We start from the raw sequence: 14,459 nt of genomic DNA, 5'->3' as shown, positions 1-14,459 counted from the left end.
GATCCATGTCGCCTGAAATCGCACTCGCGGTCGCGGGAGCACTCCTCGTGCTCACCGTTCTCCTCGGTGTGGTGCTGCGCCGCCGCGAAGGACGACGGGTGGATGCAGGGGAACTGCGGTTGCACCCGGCCGATGTCTCCGAATCCGCGCGCGGCTCGAGGGCGACGCTCGTGCAGTTCAGCACCGAGATGTGCACGCGGTGCCCCCACGTGCGGCGGATGCTGCACAGCTATGCCGAGCACCACGACGGCCTCCGGCACATCGAGGTGGACCTCACGCACCGCCCCGACCTGTCGGCGCGGTACAAGGTGCTGCAGACGCCGACCACCTTCCTCGTGGACGATGCCGGGCGCGTCCGCGCCCGTTTCCACGGCGTGCCGCACCGGCACGCACTCACCGAGGCCCTCGCCGCCGTCTGAGGCGCGCAGACAGGAGCAGAGATGACCACTCCCGCAGGCATCGACCCCCGCGGTCCGCGCTTCGCCGCGAGCGTTACGGCAGCATTACTGCTTCTCGCGACATTCCTCGGGCTGATCGGGATCTCGACGGCGAGAGGACCGGCCGCGTTCGGCTGGTTCGCCTATCAGCCGCTGGCCGACGCCACGTTCGTACCCGGTGGCGACTGGGCGATCCAGGCGGCCGGCATCGGCCAGCGCGCCCTCGATCCAGGCTTCCTGCTCACCCTCGTGATCGCACTCCTCTTCCTGTGGAGCGTCGTCTCGCCGACGACGGCGCCGTGGGGCGTGCTGTTCCGTCGCGCCATCCGCCCCCGTCTCTCGCCGCCGAGCGAGCTGGAGGACCCGCGTCCCCCGCGATTCGCGCAGGGCGTCGGTCTCTTCGTGGTCGGTATCGGGCTGGTGCTGCATCTGGCCGGGGTGCCCTGGGCACTGCCGATCGCCACAGCCGCAGCCTTCATCGCCGCATTCCTCAACGCCGCGTTCGCCTTCTGCCTCGGCTGCCAGATCTATCTGCTGCTGCAGCGCGCCGGAGTCGTCGGCCGCGCACCATCTGCCGCCTGAATCCGGTTCCCTCCCCTGTGCTCGCTCGATAGGCTGGCGAGACAGCGCTACCGCCCATGGGAGCGCGAGAACCGGAGGAATCATGCCCGTCACCAGTGAAGCCGCCGCCACCTGGACCGGATCTCTCTTCGAGGGGTCGGGCACCGTCGCGTTCTCGTCGTCGAAGCTCGGCACTTTCCCGATCGACTGGAAGGCCCGCAGCGAGGGCAGCGACACCACGACCACGCCGGAAGAGCTGATCGCCGCCGCACACGCGTCCTGCTTCAGCATGGCGTTCTCCAACATGCTGGCTGAGAACGGCACCCCGCCGGAGCGTCTCAACACCACGGCCTCCGTGACGTTCAAGCCGGGTACCGGGATCACCGGCAGTCACCTCAACGTGAACGCCGTGGTCGCCGGGATCACCCCGGAGAAGTTCCAGGAGCTTGCGAACGGCGCGAAGGCCGGTTGCCCGGTCTCTCAGGCACTCGCGGCGATCGAGATCACCCTCGAGGCGACTCTGGCCTGATCTACCGGGCGATCCGCTCCAGGCGGATCGCCGAGCGGATGCTGGCCCGGGCGTCCTTGCGATGCCCGGCAGCGTCCTGCACCACGCCCAGGCGGTAGCGGGCGCGCCATTCCTCCGGCGCAGCGTCCGCCTCGGCCGTGTAACGGGCCAGCAGCGGCTCCGCATCCGCCCGAGCCACGCGACCACTGGGAGTGAGTTCCGTCTCCGCCTCCGGCATCCCGCCCTCGGCGTCGAGCGTACGTCCGAGCCGGTCCGCGGCGAATCCGAACTGCATCTCACGGATCAGAGCCCAGGCGCCCAGTGGCGCCAGGACGACGAGCGCGACGCCCATCCCGATAGACACCGGCGTTCCGACCGCGATGAACATCACCGCGAGCCAGACCGCGACCGCGAGGTAGAGCAGCAGGGCGGCGCCCATCAGGCCGACGCCGATGCGTGACATCACGAGCGGATGCCGATGTCGATCATGTTCTCCAGACCCACCACGACGCCGGTGGCGTTCAGGGCGAACGGCACGGCGAGGCGGATGCCGGGCGCATAGGCCAGCGCCGGCTCGATCGTGTCATGCGTGAACGTCAGCGACTCTCCCGGGCCGGAGAGGATCACGTCCTGCTTGGCGACGACGCCCGGGCGCCTCAGCGAGTGGATGGGCACGGTGCCGACCTGCTGACCACGGGCACGCTGGTCGGCGTGCGGGGCGCTCACCGGCCCCTGCTCCGCGCGGGCTGCAGCGATGAGCTCAGCGGTTCGGACCGCGGTACCGCTGGGAGAGTCGATCTTCGTCTCCCGATGCGCCTCGACGATCTCGGCCGAGTCGAAGAACGGCGCGGCTGCGGCAGCGAGTGCCGACCCCAGCACCGAGCCGAGGGAGAAGTTCGGGATGAAGACAGCACCGGTGCCGGCGGCCTCCACGAGGGGACGGATCAGGGCGATCCGCTCCGACGACCAGCCGGAGGTCGCGACCAGCACGTTGATGCCGCGTTCGACCGACGCGCGGACGATGTCGATGCTCACCTGCGGGGTGGACGCATCGACGACAAGATCCGCACCGTCGAGCTCGGAAAGGTCACTCGCGGAAGTCAGGACACGGCTGACCTCGAAACCCTCGAGTTCGTCGATCACGCCGTTGATGATCGTGCCGAGCTTCCCTGTTCCGCCGACGAGTGCTACCTGCGTGGTCATGCGTCCAGTCTATTTCGCTGCATGCTTCGCCGTCCGCGCGGCGCGGCGGCATCGCACGAGTCTCTGAATCAGACCGGCATCGCGTCAGGGACACCGGTGCGAAGTTCGACCGGGAGATGACCGGTGTCGTTGTGGGTCAGCAGCGTCCACGGGCGCCCCTGCTTCTGCGCGATCACGGTGAGGCCACAATGCGCCTGGTTCAGCGTCATCCAGCGCCACTCCGGCGTTCCCAACACCTCGCGCACGAACCACGAAATCACGAAGTTGTGGGTGATGAGCACCTCGTGGACTTCACCGGTCTTGCGCACCAGGAACTCGTTCACCGCGTCGGCCATCTGCGCGCGACCCGCATCGATCTCGGCCTCGGTGATCGACCCGAAGAACGGCTCGAAAGCCGCAGGGGTCTCCTCCGTCATGCCAGTGGGAACGCAGTCGAACAGCAGCGCCGTCGGCTCCGGGTCGACAGAGGGCAGCCGCGCGGCGATGGCTCTCGCCGTCTCGTTCGCCCGCAGCAACGGGGAATGCCATACGGCGTCGAGCGGGAGCCCGGAGAGCCGGTCGGCGATCAATTCCGCCTGACGCTGCCCCCGTGGCGAAAGAGGTCCATCGGTGAGGCCGTGCTCGGCATCCTGATGTTCACCATGTCTGACCAGATATATATAGTGCGTCACAACTCGCTCGCTTCGTCGCCCGCATTCGCTGGGCGTCGTTCCACCATATGCCACGCATATGACAAGCGTGTGACGCGACGTCAGTTCCCGACGCGGTTGAGATCGGCGACCTGCGCGCGTGACAGGGTGACGCCCGCGCCTTGCATCAGCTCGTCGACATGGTCGGTCGCGAAGGTGTTCACGATGGGTGCGACGATCGTCCGCTGCGCGAGCAGCCAGGCGATCGAGACGGCCGCCACGGGCACGCCGAGGTCGCCCGCGACCTGGTCGAGCGCGCGAAGGATGCGGATACCGCGGCGGTTCAGCTGTTCACGCAGCTGCTCTCCTCTGACCCCCTGCGATGTCATGCCCTTGCGGCGGTGACGCCCGGAGAGGAAGCCGTGCTCGAGCGCGTGCGACGGGGTGACCGCGAGATTCTGCGCACCGGCGACGAGACGGAGGTCTCCTTCGAAGGGCTGGCGGCGCACCAGGTTGTATGGCGCGTCGATCACCTCGATGCGCGGGTAGCCCGCGGCGGCCAGGATGCGCGCCTCGACCAATCGCTCCGGCGCGAAACCGAAGGCGCCGATGGCGCCGATCTTTCCGGCATCCACGAGCCACTCCACCGTCGCGAGGGTGTCCTCGAGGTTCGTGGTCGCGTCGAGCGTCGCGTCGAGGTAGAGCACGTCGATGCGCTCGACACCAAGCCGCGTGAGCGATCCCTCGACGGCCCGGACCAGGTTCACCGAGCCGAGGCCGGGATTGTCGGCGTGCGCGCCGATGCGCACGCTGAGGAGCGTGCGATCGCGGTGGCCGCGCGATCGCAGCCACTGGCCGATGATGTGCTCGCTGCGTCCTCCGGAGAAGCCGTCGGCCGTGTGGATGGCGTTGCCGCCGAACTCGATGTAGCGATCGAGGATGCCGTGGCTGGTCTCCAGATCGACGTTCCAGCCGAACTCCGCGGCGCCCAGCATCATCGGGAAAGTCTCGAAACCGGTCTCGCCCAGAGGCACGCGAATGGTCTCGCCGATGCCCGGACCGACCACCGGAATCGGGGCCGAGGGATGTTCGGAGAGCTGCTCCGGTGCGCGCTCGGTGGAGGCTCCTGGGCCTGCACTGAACAACCGCATACTCTTCACCCCCGCGTCAGCCGGGTCTCACCCCGGCTTGCGTACTACCGAATGCACCCCCCGGTGCGTACTTCGAGGGTAAGCGAGATCGGCGAACGTCCCGTCCAATCCGGGGAACGGCGCGAAAACTTCCGATAACGGTTTGATCACATCAGATACGACGAAGACCCGGGTTTCGGCCGTTGCCGACCGAAACCCGGGTCTGTGGAACGTCAGTGCTTACTCGGCAGACGCCTCAGCCGGAGCATCCTCAGCAGGTGCAGCATCCGCCGCAGGAGCCTCGTCGATGACGGGCTCGAGGGACAGCTTGCCGCGGTCGTCGATCTTCGTGATCTTCACGAGGATCTTCTGACCGACCGAGAGGACGTCGTCGACGTTCTCCACACGCTTGCCACCGGCGAGCTTGCGCACCTCGGTGACGTGGAGCAGGCCGTCCTTGCCCGGAAGCAGGGAGACGAACGCACCGAAGGTGGCGATCTTGACGACCGTACCCAGGAACTGCTCACCGATCTCGGGGTTGGTCGGGTTCGCGATCGCGTTGACCTGCGCACGCGCGGCCTCGGCCGACGGACCATCGGTCGCGCCGATGTAGACGGTGCCGTCCTCCTCGATGGAGATCTGCGCGCCGGTCTCGTCCTGGATCGCGTTGATCGTCTTGCCCTTCGGGCCGATCAGCTCGCCGATCTTGTCGACCGGGATCTGCACGCTGATGACGCGCGGCGCGGTGGGCGCCATCTCGTCAGGAGCGTCGATCGCGGAGTTCAGGACGTTGAGGATCGTCAGACGCGCATCGCGCGCCTGCGTCAGCGCACCGGCGAGTACAGACGTCGGGATGCCGTCGAGCTTCGTGTCGAGCTGGATGGCGGTGATGAACTCACCGGTACCCGCGACCTTGAAGTCCATGTCACCGAGAGCGTCTTCCGCACCCAGGATGTCGGTCAGCGCCGCGTAGCGGGTCTCACCGTCGACCTCGTCGGAGACGAGGCCCATGGCGATGCCGGCGACGGGAGCACGCAGCGGCACACCCGCGTTCAGCAGCGACAGGGTCGACGCGCAGACCGAGCCCATCGACGTCGAACCGTTGGAGCTGAGAGCCTCAGACACCTGACGGATCGCGTACGGGAACTCTTCGCGGCTGGGCAGCACCGGCACGAGGGCGCGCTCGGCGAGGAAGCCGTGCCCGATCTCGCGACGCTTCGGCGAACCGACTCGACCGGTCTCACCGGTCGAGTAGGGCGGGAAGTTGTAGTGGTGCATGTAGCGCTTGCTCGTTGTCGGGGACAGCGAGTCGATCTGTTGCTCCATCTTGAGCATGTTCAGCGTGGTGACACCCATGATCTGGGTCTCGCCGCGCTGGAAGATCGCGGATCCGTGCACGCGCGGGATGACCTGCACCTCGGCGTCGAGCGGACGGATGTCCGCCAGACCGCGACCGTCGATGCGGACGCTCTCGGTGAGGATGCGCCCACGGACGATCTTCTTCGTGACCGACTTGTACGCGGCGGAGAACTCCAGCGGAGCCGCAGCAGGCAGGTTGCCGGCCTCGGTCGCCTCGATCAGTTCGGCGCGAACGCGGTCCTTGATCGCGTCATCCGCGTTCTGGCGCTCCTTCTTGTCGGCGATCTGGTAGACGCCGACCAGGTCGTCGTAGGAACGCTCGGCGACGAAGTTGTAGACCTCTTCGCTGTACGGCAGGAAGACCGGGTAGACACCCGGCTCCTTCGACGCCGTTGCCGCCAGTTCGGCCTGAGCCTTGACGAGCTGCGCGATGAACGGCTTCGAGGCCTCGAGGCCCTGAGCGACGATCTCTTCGTTCGGCTTGGTGGCGCCGGCCTTGATCAGGTTCCAGCTGCCCTCGGTGGCCTCAGCCTCGACCATCATGATCGCGACGTCTTCGGTGCCATCGGCCTTCGTGACGACGCGACCGGCGACGATCAGGTCGAACACGGCCTCGGAGACCTGCGCAGCGGTCGGGAACGCGACCCACTGATCGGCGTGCTCGCCCTGACCGGCGATGAACGCCAGACGAACGCCGGCGACGGGGCCGGAGAACGGCAGACCGGAGATCTGCGTCGATGCCGAAGCCGCGTTGATCGCGAGCGCGTCGTAGAACTCGCCCGGAGCGATCGAGAGAACCGTGATGACGATCTGGACCTCGTTGCGGAGGCCGTCGACGAACGACGGACGCAGCGGACGGTCGATCAGACGGCAGACCAGGATCGCCTCGGTGGAGGGACGGCCCTCACGGCGGAAGAACGAGCCGGGGATCTTGCCGGCTGCGTAGGAGCGCTCCTCGACGTCGACCGTCAGCGGGAAGAAGTCGAAGCCCTCGCGCGGGTGCTTGCCCGCGCTCGTGGCCGAGAGGAGCATGGTTTCGTCGTCGAGGTACGCGGCGACGGCGCCCTGAGCCTGCTGCGCGAGGCGGCCGGTCTCGAAGCGGATGGTGCGGGTGCCGAAGCGGCCGTTGTCGAGAACGGCCTCGGTGGCGGTGATTTCAGGACCTTCCAAGAGGTCTCTCCTTCTTTGTTTAGACTCGCGAGTCCGTGTGACGCGCGAGCGTGTTCGAGAAGGAGCGGAAACGGACAGATATGGGCGCGCGGGCAGTCCCGCGAATCTCGCCTGCGCTGGCCACCAGTAGAAAGCCACCCGACACCGTTTGCCGAGGAACCCACCACAGGGGACCAGCTTCTCCGCCGTCCGCTCCGTAAGTCGATATGAAGTTGGACGGATGCCCGAAGGCAACCGCATCCACCCTACCAGCGGGATCCCGAGATCCTGCTGTCGGGCGGTGGCGGAGTGGTCAGCGCACGCCGACGCCCTCCCGCGCGGGCGAGCGGCCGAGATACACATAGTCGTCGTGCTTGGAGACCCGCCCGTCTCCGGCGGCGCGCCCATGCAGCCGACGCCACACCCAGGGCAGCGCGTGGCGTCGCCACCACAGACCGGTACTGAGCGTCTCGTGCTCGTGCAGCACCGCGTCGAGCGCCCCGAGCGCGTCAGCGTGCGGGACTCCGAGCACCTCACCGGCTCGATAGGCGAGGAAACGGTGCCCACGGCTGCTGAGGTGCACGAGATCCTCGCCCCAGTTCGGCCGATCCCCCAACGACGGATGCAGGTCGGTATCGATGAGGATCGCACCGGTGCGCGCGGCGATCCCCGTGAGCAGGGTCGCGAAGGCGGCGAAGCGCGCGGTGTAGATCGAGGCGGCACGACGCCCCGGCAGGAACGGCGTCACCAGCACGACGTCGGCTCCGATCGCGCGGAGTCTGCACACCGCGTCCTCGAGGCGTGCAGCGAGCGCAGTGATGTCGACGCGATACTTCACCAGATCGTTGGCACCGATCAGGATCGAGACGAGGTCAGGGCGCAACTCGAGCGCGCGCTCGAGTTGGGAACCGCAGACGTCCGAGACCCGCTTCGATCGGATGGCGAGATTGGCGTAGTGCAGACCGCCGCGCGCCGCCAGCAACAGGGCGAGGCGATCCGCCCATCCGCGCAACGCCCCGTCGGGCGCCGGATCGCACAAGCCCTCGGTCAACGAATCACCGAGTGCGACGTAACGCCGCCACCGTGTCGGTACGGCCGCCGTCGCGAGCTCCGGACGTACTCCGCGGCGAGCGCGAAGGCCGGTGTCCACTCGTCGCAATGCACGAGCCTCCTCGAAATGCCCGATCAACTGATCGCACACGCTCGCCCACGACCGCCCCTGCACGGCGATACGGCCCGCTTCACCGAATGCCCGCCGCTTCCGCGCATCGCCGACGAGGTCAGTCACCCGCATCCGCAGATCATCGAGGTCTCCGGGGCGATACAGCCATCCGTCGATCCCCATGCGCACAAGGTCGAGCGGGCCGCCGCGGCCCGTCGCCACCACCGGGACACCGCTCGCGTGCGCTTCCTGGAGTGTCTGTCCGAAAGTCTCGCTCTCCCCCGGGTGCACGAAGACGTCGAACGACGCCATCGCTGCGGCGAGCGCATCGCCGTCGAGGTGGCCGAGGAAGCGGGCGTGCGGCAGAAGGCCTTCGAGCTGCGCTCGTGCCGGTCCGTCACCGACGATGACGAGGCGCACCCCGGGGATCCCCTGCAGCACAGCGAGATCCTGCACCTGTTTCTCCGGAGCGAGCCGGCCGACGTAGCCGACGACCACTTCGGCATGCCATTGCGATCGCAGCGCGCCGGAACGTCGGCTCGGCTGGAACCGTTCGGCATCGACGCCGCGCCCCCAGCGGCGCATGCGATCGATACCGAGCCGTTCCAGTTGCTGCGCGGACTCCCCCGATGGCACCAGCGTGAGCGTCGCCCGGCGATGCAGCCGCGCTATATGGGTCTGCGCGATTCCGGTGGTCGCCGCTATCCGATATCGCTCGGTGTACGCGGCGACGTCGGTCTGATACGCCGCGACGGACGCCACCTCGAGTCGCTCAGCGGCCAGGACACCGCGCCACCCGAGCGCGAACGGCGATGCCAGGTGGACGACGTCCGGCTGGAAGCGGCGCAGTGAAGCAGCCACGCGGTGCGCGGGCGACGTGCCGACACGGACATTGCGGTACCCGGGCAGTGCGAGGCTCGGAATCGGCTCGATCACCGCCCCGCTCACCTCAGTGGGGATGCCGGCGGCGACCGGCGCGATCACGTGGGCGTCGTGACCGGTGCGTTCGAGGTGCCGCAGGATCTGCAGCACCGACCCGGTGACGCCATTCATGTGGGGAAGGAAGGACTCTGTCACGATCGCGACTCTCACATCCTCAGGATGCGGGTGCCGCGGCGCCGGGAACATCGGAACCGGCCCCCACCACCAGATGTTCACCGGATGCTGGAGCGCCGGTCACCGGCTATCCCCTCTTTGGTTCCCGTTCACCCGAAACCCGCACAGTTGACGATGTGCCGACCGATGCGCTCGCCGAACTGATGACCGGACCCTGGGCGCTCGCCCTGATGAGCGTCCTCGTTCTCGGCGATGCCTTCTTCGTCGTCATCCCCGGCGAGATCGCGGTCACCGCGCTCGGCGCCCTGTCCGTGACGAACGGAGCGCCGCCGTTGCCTGCGGTGATCGCCTGCGCCGCGGTCGCCGCCGCGCTCGGCGATGTCGCGTGCTATCTGATCGGACGCGCAGTCGGTACCGAGCGCTGGCGGTGGATGCGAGTGCCGCGCGTGCAGCAGGCCCTGGACTGGGCCAGGCGCCGCCTGGACTCCGGTACGGCGACGGTGCTCTTCACCGCACGGTTCGTGCCGTTCGCCCGGCTGGCGATCAATCTCGTCGCGGGGGCGTCACGGATCCACCCACCGCGCTATCTGGCTCTCGTCGCGCTCGCCGCGACCGGCTGGGCCGTCTATCAGGCATCGGTCGGCGCAGCCGTCGCCGCGATCATCCCCGGCGGGCCCCTCGTGGCTGTGCCCGCATCGATCGTCGTCGCCGTCGGAATCGGCCTCCTGATCGATGTGTTCGTCCGGCGGATGCGGAAGTGATCTCCCCTCCGGCCGCCGCGGTGACATAGGCTGACGAGCATGAGCACCGAAGAAAGCGCCTCCTCCTCTGAGGACATGAAGCGCAAGTTCAAGGAAGCGCTCGAGAAGAAGAACGCGCACCACCGGCAGGGCGAGGCACACCTCGACGGCGATTCCGCCGTGCACGGTGGGCCCGCCGCCCCGCAGACGCGGCGCGAGTTCCGACGCAAGAGCGGTTGACCGCATGAAGGATGCGGGGGCAGGCGTCCGCCTGCTCCCGCATCCTTCACCACATCGGTGAGCGCTGCTCAGTTCCCAGAGACGCGCTGCCGCGCCCGCTGTTCCTTCGCCGCCATCTCCGCCAGTGCGGATTCGCTGAGTTCCTGTGTGCCCACGGCCTGACGCTCGTCCGACATACCGTGTTCGTCGACGCCGTCGAGCGACGACTCGTCGAACGGGATCTCTCCGCTCAGCACCTGCCGTACCCGATCACGGTCGATCTGCTTCGTCCACGTGCCGATGAGCAGCGTGGCGACCGCGTTGCCGGTGAAGTTCGTCAGCGCGCGCCCCTCGGACATGAAGCGGTCGATGCCGACGATCACTCCGACGCCGTCCACGAGGTCGGGCCGGTAGGCCTGGAGGCCTCCGGCAAGAGTGGCAAGCCCCGCACCGGTGACGCCGGCTGCGCCCTTGCTCGCGATGATCATGAACACCAGCAGGCCGATCTGCTCGCCGATCGACATCGGCTGGCCCATCCCGGTGGCGATGAAGAGCGAAGCCATCGTGAGGTAGATCGCCGTGCCGTCCAGGTTGAACGAGTACCCCGTGGGGACGGTGATTCCCACGACCGGCTTCGAGACCCCGATGTGCTCCATCTTCGCGATGAGTCGAGGCAGCGCCGACTCCGACGACGAGGTGCCGACGATCAGCAGGTACTCCCGCGCGAGGTACTTCATGAGGCTGAGGATGTTGACGCGCGTCACGACCCAGAGCAGGGTTCCGAGGACGACGGCGATGAAGAGGATGCAGGTGACGTAGAACGCCACCATGAGGATGCCGAGGCTCCAGATCGCCGCGATACCGGTCTTCCCGACGACGGCGGCGATGGCGCCGAAGGCGCCGAGGGGCGCCAGCCAGAGGATCATCCCGAGGATGCGGAACACCAGCTTCTGCAGGTTCTTCACCGCGTCCATGATCGGGGCGCCGCGATCGCCGAGTCCTTGCAGCGCGAAGCCGGCGAGCAGAGCGATGAACAGCACCTGGAGCACGCTCTCCCCGGTGAACGCGGAGAAGAAGGTGGTCGGGATGATGCCGAGGATGAACTCCTGAGTGGTCTTCGCCTCTCCCGTCACCGCCTCGTAGCTGGAGGAGGTCATATCGAGTCCTGCGCCGGGGTGGATGATGTTGCCCACCAGGAGGCCGATGGCGAGGGCGAACGTCGACATCACCATGAAGTACAGCAGCGCGAGGCCGCCGATCTTCCCGACGGTCGCGGCCTTGGCGATCGAGCCGACCCCGACGACGATCGTGCAGAAGATGATCGGCGCGATCATCATCTTGATCAGCGCGACGAAGCCCTTGCCGATGGGCTCGAGGCTCTGGCCGACCTCGGGCCAGATGAGTCCCACCGCCGCGCCGAGCACGACGGCGATGATCACGGAGACGTAGAGCCAGGTATGCCGATCCCAGGCCTGCTTGCCGCGCCGTGAGTTGTACCCGGGGAGAGAGAATCCCGTCGTAATGGCCATCGTGTCCTCCTTGAACATGAACTTCTTCGTCACATGACCGCCTGCGGCATCGCTGACGGTAGACAACAGCGTCACGGGCTTCACACGGAGACACCATTTGTGGTCGTATTGGTCACTACCGAACCGCCACGACCCGAAGGAGATGCGATGGCACGCGCCTTCGAGGCTCGCAGCGCCGCGTCTCGCGTGTTCATCGTCCTGCTTCTCGTCGGGGTGCTGGTGGGCGCCCTGGTGGCCGTCTTCCTGGTGATCGAGGCGCAGCGTGCGACGCACGCCGAGGCCGAACGCGTCACGAGTGCGACGGCCATCGCGATCGCGGAATCACCCGCCGCGATCGACGCGCTCGCCGCCGGGGACCTCGATGCGGCGACGCGTGCACTCGAACCGTACGTCCTGGACGTGGCAGACGCCGCCGGCCTCGACTTCATCACGGTGATGACGCCGGACGGGGTGCGCGTCACGCACCCGGACCCCGACCAGATCGGCGGTCATTACCTGGGAACGATTCCCGCAGCCCCCGCGTCGCGCACGGAGGTGTTCACCGGCACCCTCGGACCCTCTGTGCGGACGATCGTGCCGATCCTGTCCACGGAGGGCGGAGATCTGCTCGGCTGGGTCGCTGCCGGCGTGACCGTGGAATCGATCGCCGAGACCCTGGTGCGGCGCCTGCCGCTGTCGCTCGGCATCGCTGTGTCCGTGCTCGCGGTCGGAGTGATCGGTGCGTGGCTCGCCCGCCGCTTCACACGGCGCATCGCCGGCGACCTCCCGCCCGGGCAGCTGCGGGACGCCGTTTCGTCCTACGAGTCCATCCGGACGCTCGGCGAGGCGTTGCGCGCACAGACCCATGAGCATGGCAATCGGATGCACACGGCCGTCGCGCTGCTGGAGCTCGGCCGCACCGAGGAGGCGATCGAGATCCTCACCGAGACGTCTCGTCAGAGCCAGTCCCTCGTCGACCAGGTCACCGCTCGCCGCCACGGCGACCCGGCCGTCGGCGCACTTCTGCTCGGCAAGGCGTCTCAGGCCAAGGAGCGGGGCATCGACTGGCGTGCGCAGATCGCGCCTGACGCCCCGCGTTCATCGCTCTCCACGGTCGACAGCGTCTCGGTGCTGGGTAACCTCATCGACAACGCCATGGATGCCGCCGCCGAGGCCTCCGATCGGTGGGTGGAGGTGTCCCTGAGCCGCACCGACGAGGGCTCGTTGCTGATCGGAGTCTCCGACAGCGGCGCCGGAGTGCCCGAGGGTCTCCGCGACCAGATCTTCACCCACGGTTTCTCCACGAAACCGTCCGGCGTGCAGGGACGCGGCGTCGGACTCGCGCTCGTCCGATCGGTCGTCACGGAGGCGGGCGGGTCTGTGCGGATCACCGATGATCCGACCACGTTCCTGATCTCGCTTCCCGCGGCCTCGTCCGCCCGGAGGAAGGCATGATCCGCACTCTTCTCGTCGACGACGATCTCCTGACCCTGGAACTTCACCGCGACTACATCGGACGCCTCGCGGGGTTCGCCGTGGTCGGCGAGTGCACAGGCGCCAGAGCGGCACTGACGGCCGTGCTCGACCAGTCGGCCGGCCGTCCGGTCGATCTCGTCCTCCTGGATATGACGATGCCGGACGGGTCAGGCCTGGACGTCCTTCGTACACTGCGCGCCCGCTCGGCCGCGGTGGACGTCATCGCCATCACCGGGGTGAGAGATGCCGAAGTCGTGCGTCAGATGGCTGCTCTCGGCGTCTTCCAGTACCTGGTGAAGCCCTTCACCTTCGCGACGTTCCGAGAGCGCCTCGAGCAGTATCGCGTCTACCGGGCGCAGTCGCAGTCGACCGATGGAGAGGCGACTCAGGCCGAGATCGACGCTCTCCTCGGCGCAGCCAGGCCGACCGGATCGATCCCGATCCCGAAAGGCCTGTCCCCTGGTTCTCTGGAGAGCATCACTGCCGCGATGCGGTCCTCCGACGCGCTCTCGGCGAGTGAGGTCGGCGAGATGCTCGGCATGTCGCGCGTCGCGGCGCGACGCTACCTCGAGCACCTTGTCGCCGAGGGGACCCTGGCCCGCTCGGCCCGCTACGGCGCCCGCGGGCGCCCGGAGACCGAGTACCGATGGAATCGGAGCAGTGGTCCGGCACGCTAGAACGGCACTGGTAATCTCGTGCCGTATGTCCTCAGGGCGGGGTGAGATTCCCCACCGGCGGTGACGCGGCTCGTCCGCGAAGCCCGCGAGCGGACTCCACGGTGGAGCCTGCAGACCTGGTGCGATTCCGGGGCCGACGGTCAGAGTCCGGATGGAAGAGGACGAAAGGAACGATCATCATGTCCAGAATCGCCATCGTCGCCGCCGAATGGCACGCAGAGATCGTGGAGCAGGCCGTTGCATCCTTCGACGCTCGGCTCGCGTCGCTCGGCTTCGAAGACGTCCGGGTGATCCGCGTCCCCGGTGCTTTCGAGATACCCCTGCACGTGCAGCGGCTGGCGCGAAGCGGAGACTACGACGCCATCGCGACCTGCGCTCTCGTGGTGGACGGCGGCATCTACCGTCACGACTTCGTCGCATCCACGGTCGTCGACTCCCTGATGCGCGTGCAGCTGGAGACGGATGTCCCCGTGTTCTCCGGTGTGCTCACACCGCACCACTTTCATGAGCACCAGGAGCATCGGGACTACTTCGGCCGGCATTTCGACCTGAAGGGCCGCGAACTGGCGGATGCCGTCGCGAAGACCCTCGCGAGCCTGTCCTCGATCGGCTGAAGCCGGCCGATCGATGCAGGCGGCTCACACA

15 protein-coding genes and 1 riboswitch are annotated in these 14,459 nt (G+C 67.7%); of the genes, 8 read left to right on the top strand and 7 right to left on the bottom strand.

Annotated elements, in window-relative coordinates:
- The first annotated feature begins 5 nt into the window (after positions 1–5).
- From MRBLWH12_RS03585 to MRBLWH12_RS03575, 3 genes are all read left to right on the top strand, one after another.
- On the top strand, positions 6–419 hold the full coding sequence (locus tag MRBLWH12_RS03585) for a thioredoxin family protein (protein WP_363546198.1): 414 nt from the start codon (positions 6–8) through the stop codon (positions 417–419).
- A 21-nt stretch (positions 420–440) separates the two neighbouring features.
- Positions 441–1,019: a DUF4395 domain-containing protein gene (locus tag MRBLWH12_RS03580; RefSeq protein ID WP_363546195.1), complete on the top strand. Its 579-nt coding sequence runs from the start codon at positions 441–443 to the stop codon at positions 1,017–1,019.
- An 82-nt stretch (positions 1,020–1,101) separates the two neighbouring features.
- On the top strand, positions 1,102–1,527 hold the full coding sequence (locus tag MRBLWH12_RS03575) for an OsmC family peroxiredoxin (protein ID WP_341975096.1): 426 nt from the start codon (positions 1,102–1,104) through the stop codon (positions 1,525–1,527).
- A 1-nt stretch (position 1,528) separates the two neighbouring features.
- Here the strand turns inward: MRBLWH12_RS03575 and MRBLWH12_RS03570 are convergent, their stop codons facing one another.
- The 6 genes from MRBLWH12_RS03570 to MRBLWH12_RS03545 all read right to left on the bottom strand — a co-directional run bounded on the left by MRBLWH12_RS03570 (position 1,529) and on the right by MRBLWH12_RS03545 (position 9,215).
- Entirely contained in the window at positions 1,529–1,969 is a 441-nt protein-coding gene (locus MRBLWH12_RS03570) for a hypothetical protein (protein WP_363551293.1), read from the bottom strand.
- Positions 1,969–2,709, bottom strand: a complete 741-nt coding sequence (dapB, locus tag MRBLWH12_RS03565) for a 4-hydroxy-tetrahydrodipicolinate reductase (RefSeq protein WP_341975097.1) — start codon at positions 2,707–2,709, stop codon at positions 1,969–1,971. The genes MRBLWH12_RS03570 and dapB overlap by 1 nt, the downstream gene beginning before the upstream one ends.
- A 68-nt stretch (positions 2,710–2,777) precedes the next feature.
- Positions 2,778–3,380 (bottom strand): histidine phosphatase family protein, encoded by a 603-nt coding sequence (locus MRBLWH12_RS03560; protein ID WP_363546191.1) that lies wholly within the window; start codon positions 3,378–3,380, stop codon positions 2,778–2,780.
- An 80-nt stretch (positions 3,381–3,460) separates the two neighbouring features.
- Positions 3,461–4,489, bottom strand: a complete 1,029-nt coding sequence (locus MRBLWH12_RS03555) for an aldo/keto reductase (protein ID WP_341975099.1) — start codon at positions 4,487–4,489, stop codon at positions 3,461–3,463.
- A 219-nt stretch (positions 4,490–4,708) separates the two neighbouring features.
- Positions 4,709–6,997 carry a polyribonucleotide nucleotidyltransferase gene (locus MRBLWH12_RS03550; RefSeq protein WP_341975100.1) on the bottom strand — a complete coding sequence of 763 codons (2,289 nt, stop codon included), beginning with the start codon at positions 6,995–6,997 and terminating at the stop codon, positions 4,709–4,711.
- A 292-nt stretch (positions 6,998–7,289) separates the two neighbouring features.
- Positions 7,290–9,215: a GDSL-type esterase/lipase family protein gene (locus MRBLWH12_RS03545; RefSeq protein WP_363546187.1), complete on the bottom strand. Its 1,926-nt coding sequence runs from the start codon at positions 9,213–9,215 to the stop codon at positions 7,290–7,292.
- 155 nt (positions 9,216–9,370) lie between these two features.
- Between MRBLWH12_RS03545 and MRBLWH12_RS03540 the strand changes: the two genes are divergently transcribed.
- Both MRBLWH12_RS03540 and MRBLWH12_RS03535 read left to right on the top strand, forming a co-directional pair.
- Positions 9,371–9,955 (top strand): DedA family protein, encoded by a 585-nt coding sequence (locus tag MRBLWH12_RS03540; protein ID WP_363546184.1) that lies wholly within the window; start codon positions 9,371–9,373, stop codon positions 9,953–9,955.
- A 39-nt stretch (positions 9,956–9,994) separates the two neighbouring features.
- Positions 9,995–10,174: a DUF5302 domain-containing protein gene (locus tag MRBLWH12_RS03535; protein ID WP_102191886.1), complete on the top strand. Its 180-nt coding sequence runs from the start codon at positions 9,995–9,997 to the stop codon at positions 10,172–10,174.
- A 68-nt stretch (positions 10,175–10,242) separates the two neighbouring features.
- On the opposite strand, the gene MRBLWH12_RS03530 is transcribed toward MRBLWH12_RS03535, so the two are convergent.
- The gene (locus tag MRBLWH12_RS03530; protein WP_341978450.1) at positions 10,243–11,682 is read right to left on the bottom strand and encodes a cation:dicarboxylate symporter family transporter; all 1,440 of its coding nucleotides are present in this window, start codon (positions 11,680–11,682) and stop codon (positions 10,243–10,245) included.
- A gap of 147 nt (positions 11,683–11,829) precedes the next feature.
- Between MRBLWH12_RS03530 and MRBLWH12_RS03525 the strand changes: the two genes are divergently transcribed.
- From MRBLWH12_RS03525 to MRBLWH12_RS03515, 3 genes are all read left to right on the top strand, one after another.
- Positions 11,830–13,116 carry a sensor histidine kinase gene (locus tag MRBLWH12_RS03525; protein ID WP_363546180.1) on the top strand — a complete coding sequence of 429 codons (1,287 nt, stop codon included), beginning with the start codon at positions 11,830–11,832 and terminating at the stop codon, positions 13,114–13,116.
- The gene (locus MRBLWH12_RS03520; RefSeq protein ID WP_363546177.1) at positions 13,113–13,814 is read left to right on the top strand and encodes a response regulator; all 702 of its coding nucleotides are present in this window, start codon (positions 13,113–13,115) and stop codon (positions 13,812–13,814) included. The genes MRBLWH12_RS03525 and MRBLWH12_RS03520 overlap by 4 nt, the downstream gene beginning before the upstream one ends.
- A 23-nt stretch (positions 13,815–13,837) precedes the next feature.
- A riboswitch (FMN riboswitch) is annotated at positions 13,838–13,981 on the top strand.
- 12 nt (positions 13,982–13,993) lie between these two features.
- The gene (locus tag MRBLWH12_RS03515) at positions 13,994–14,428 is read left to right on the top strand and encodes a 6,7-dimethyl-8-ribityllumazine synthase (protein ID WP_363546174.1); all 435 of its coding nucleotides are present in this window, start codon (positions 13,994–13,996) and stop codon (positions 14,426–14,428) included.
- Positions 14,429–14,459 lie beyond the last annotated feature (31 nt).

This window comes from Microbacterium sp. LWH12-1.2, assembly GCF_040675825.1.
Lineage (GTDB): Bacteria > Actinomycetota > Actinomycetes > Actinomycetales > Microbacteriaceae > Microbacterium.
The sequence above is the reverse complement of the archived record's forward strand: the minus strand, read 5'-3'. Positions and strand labels throughout refer to the sequence as shown.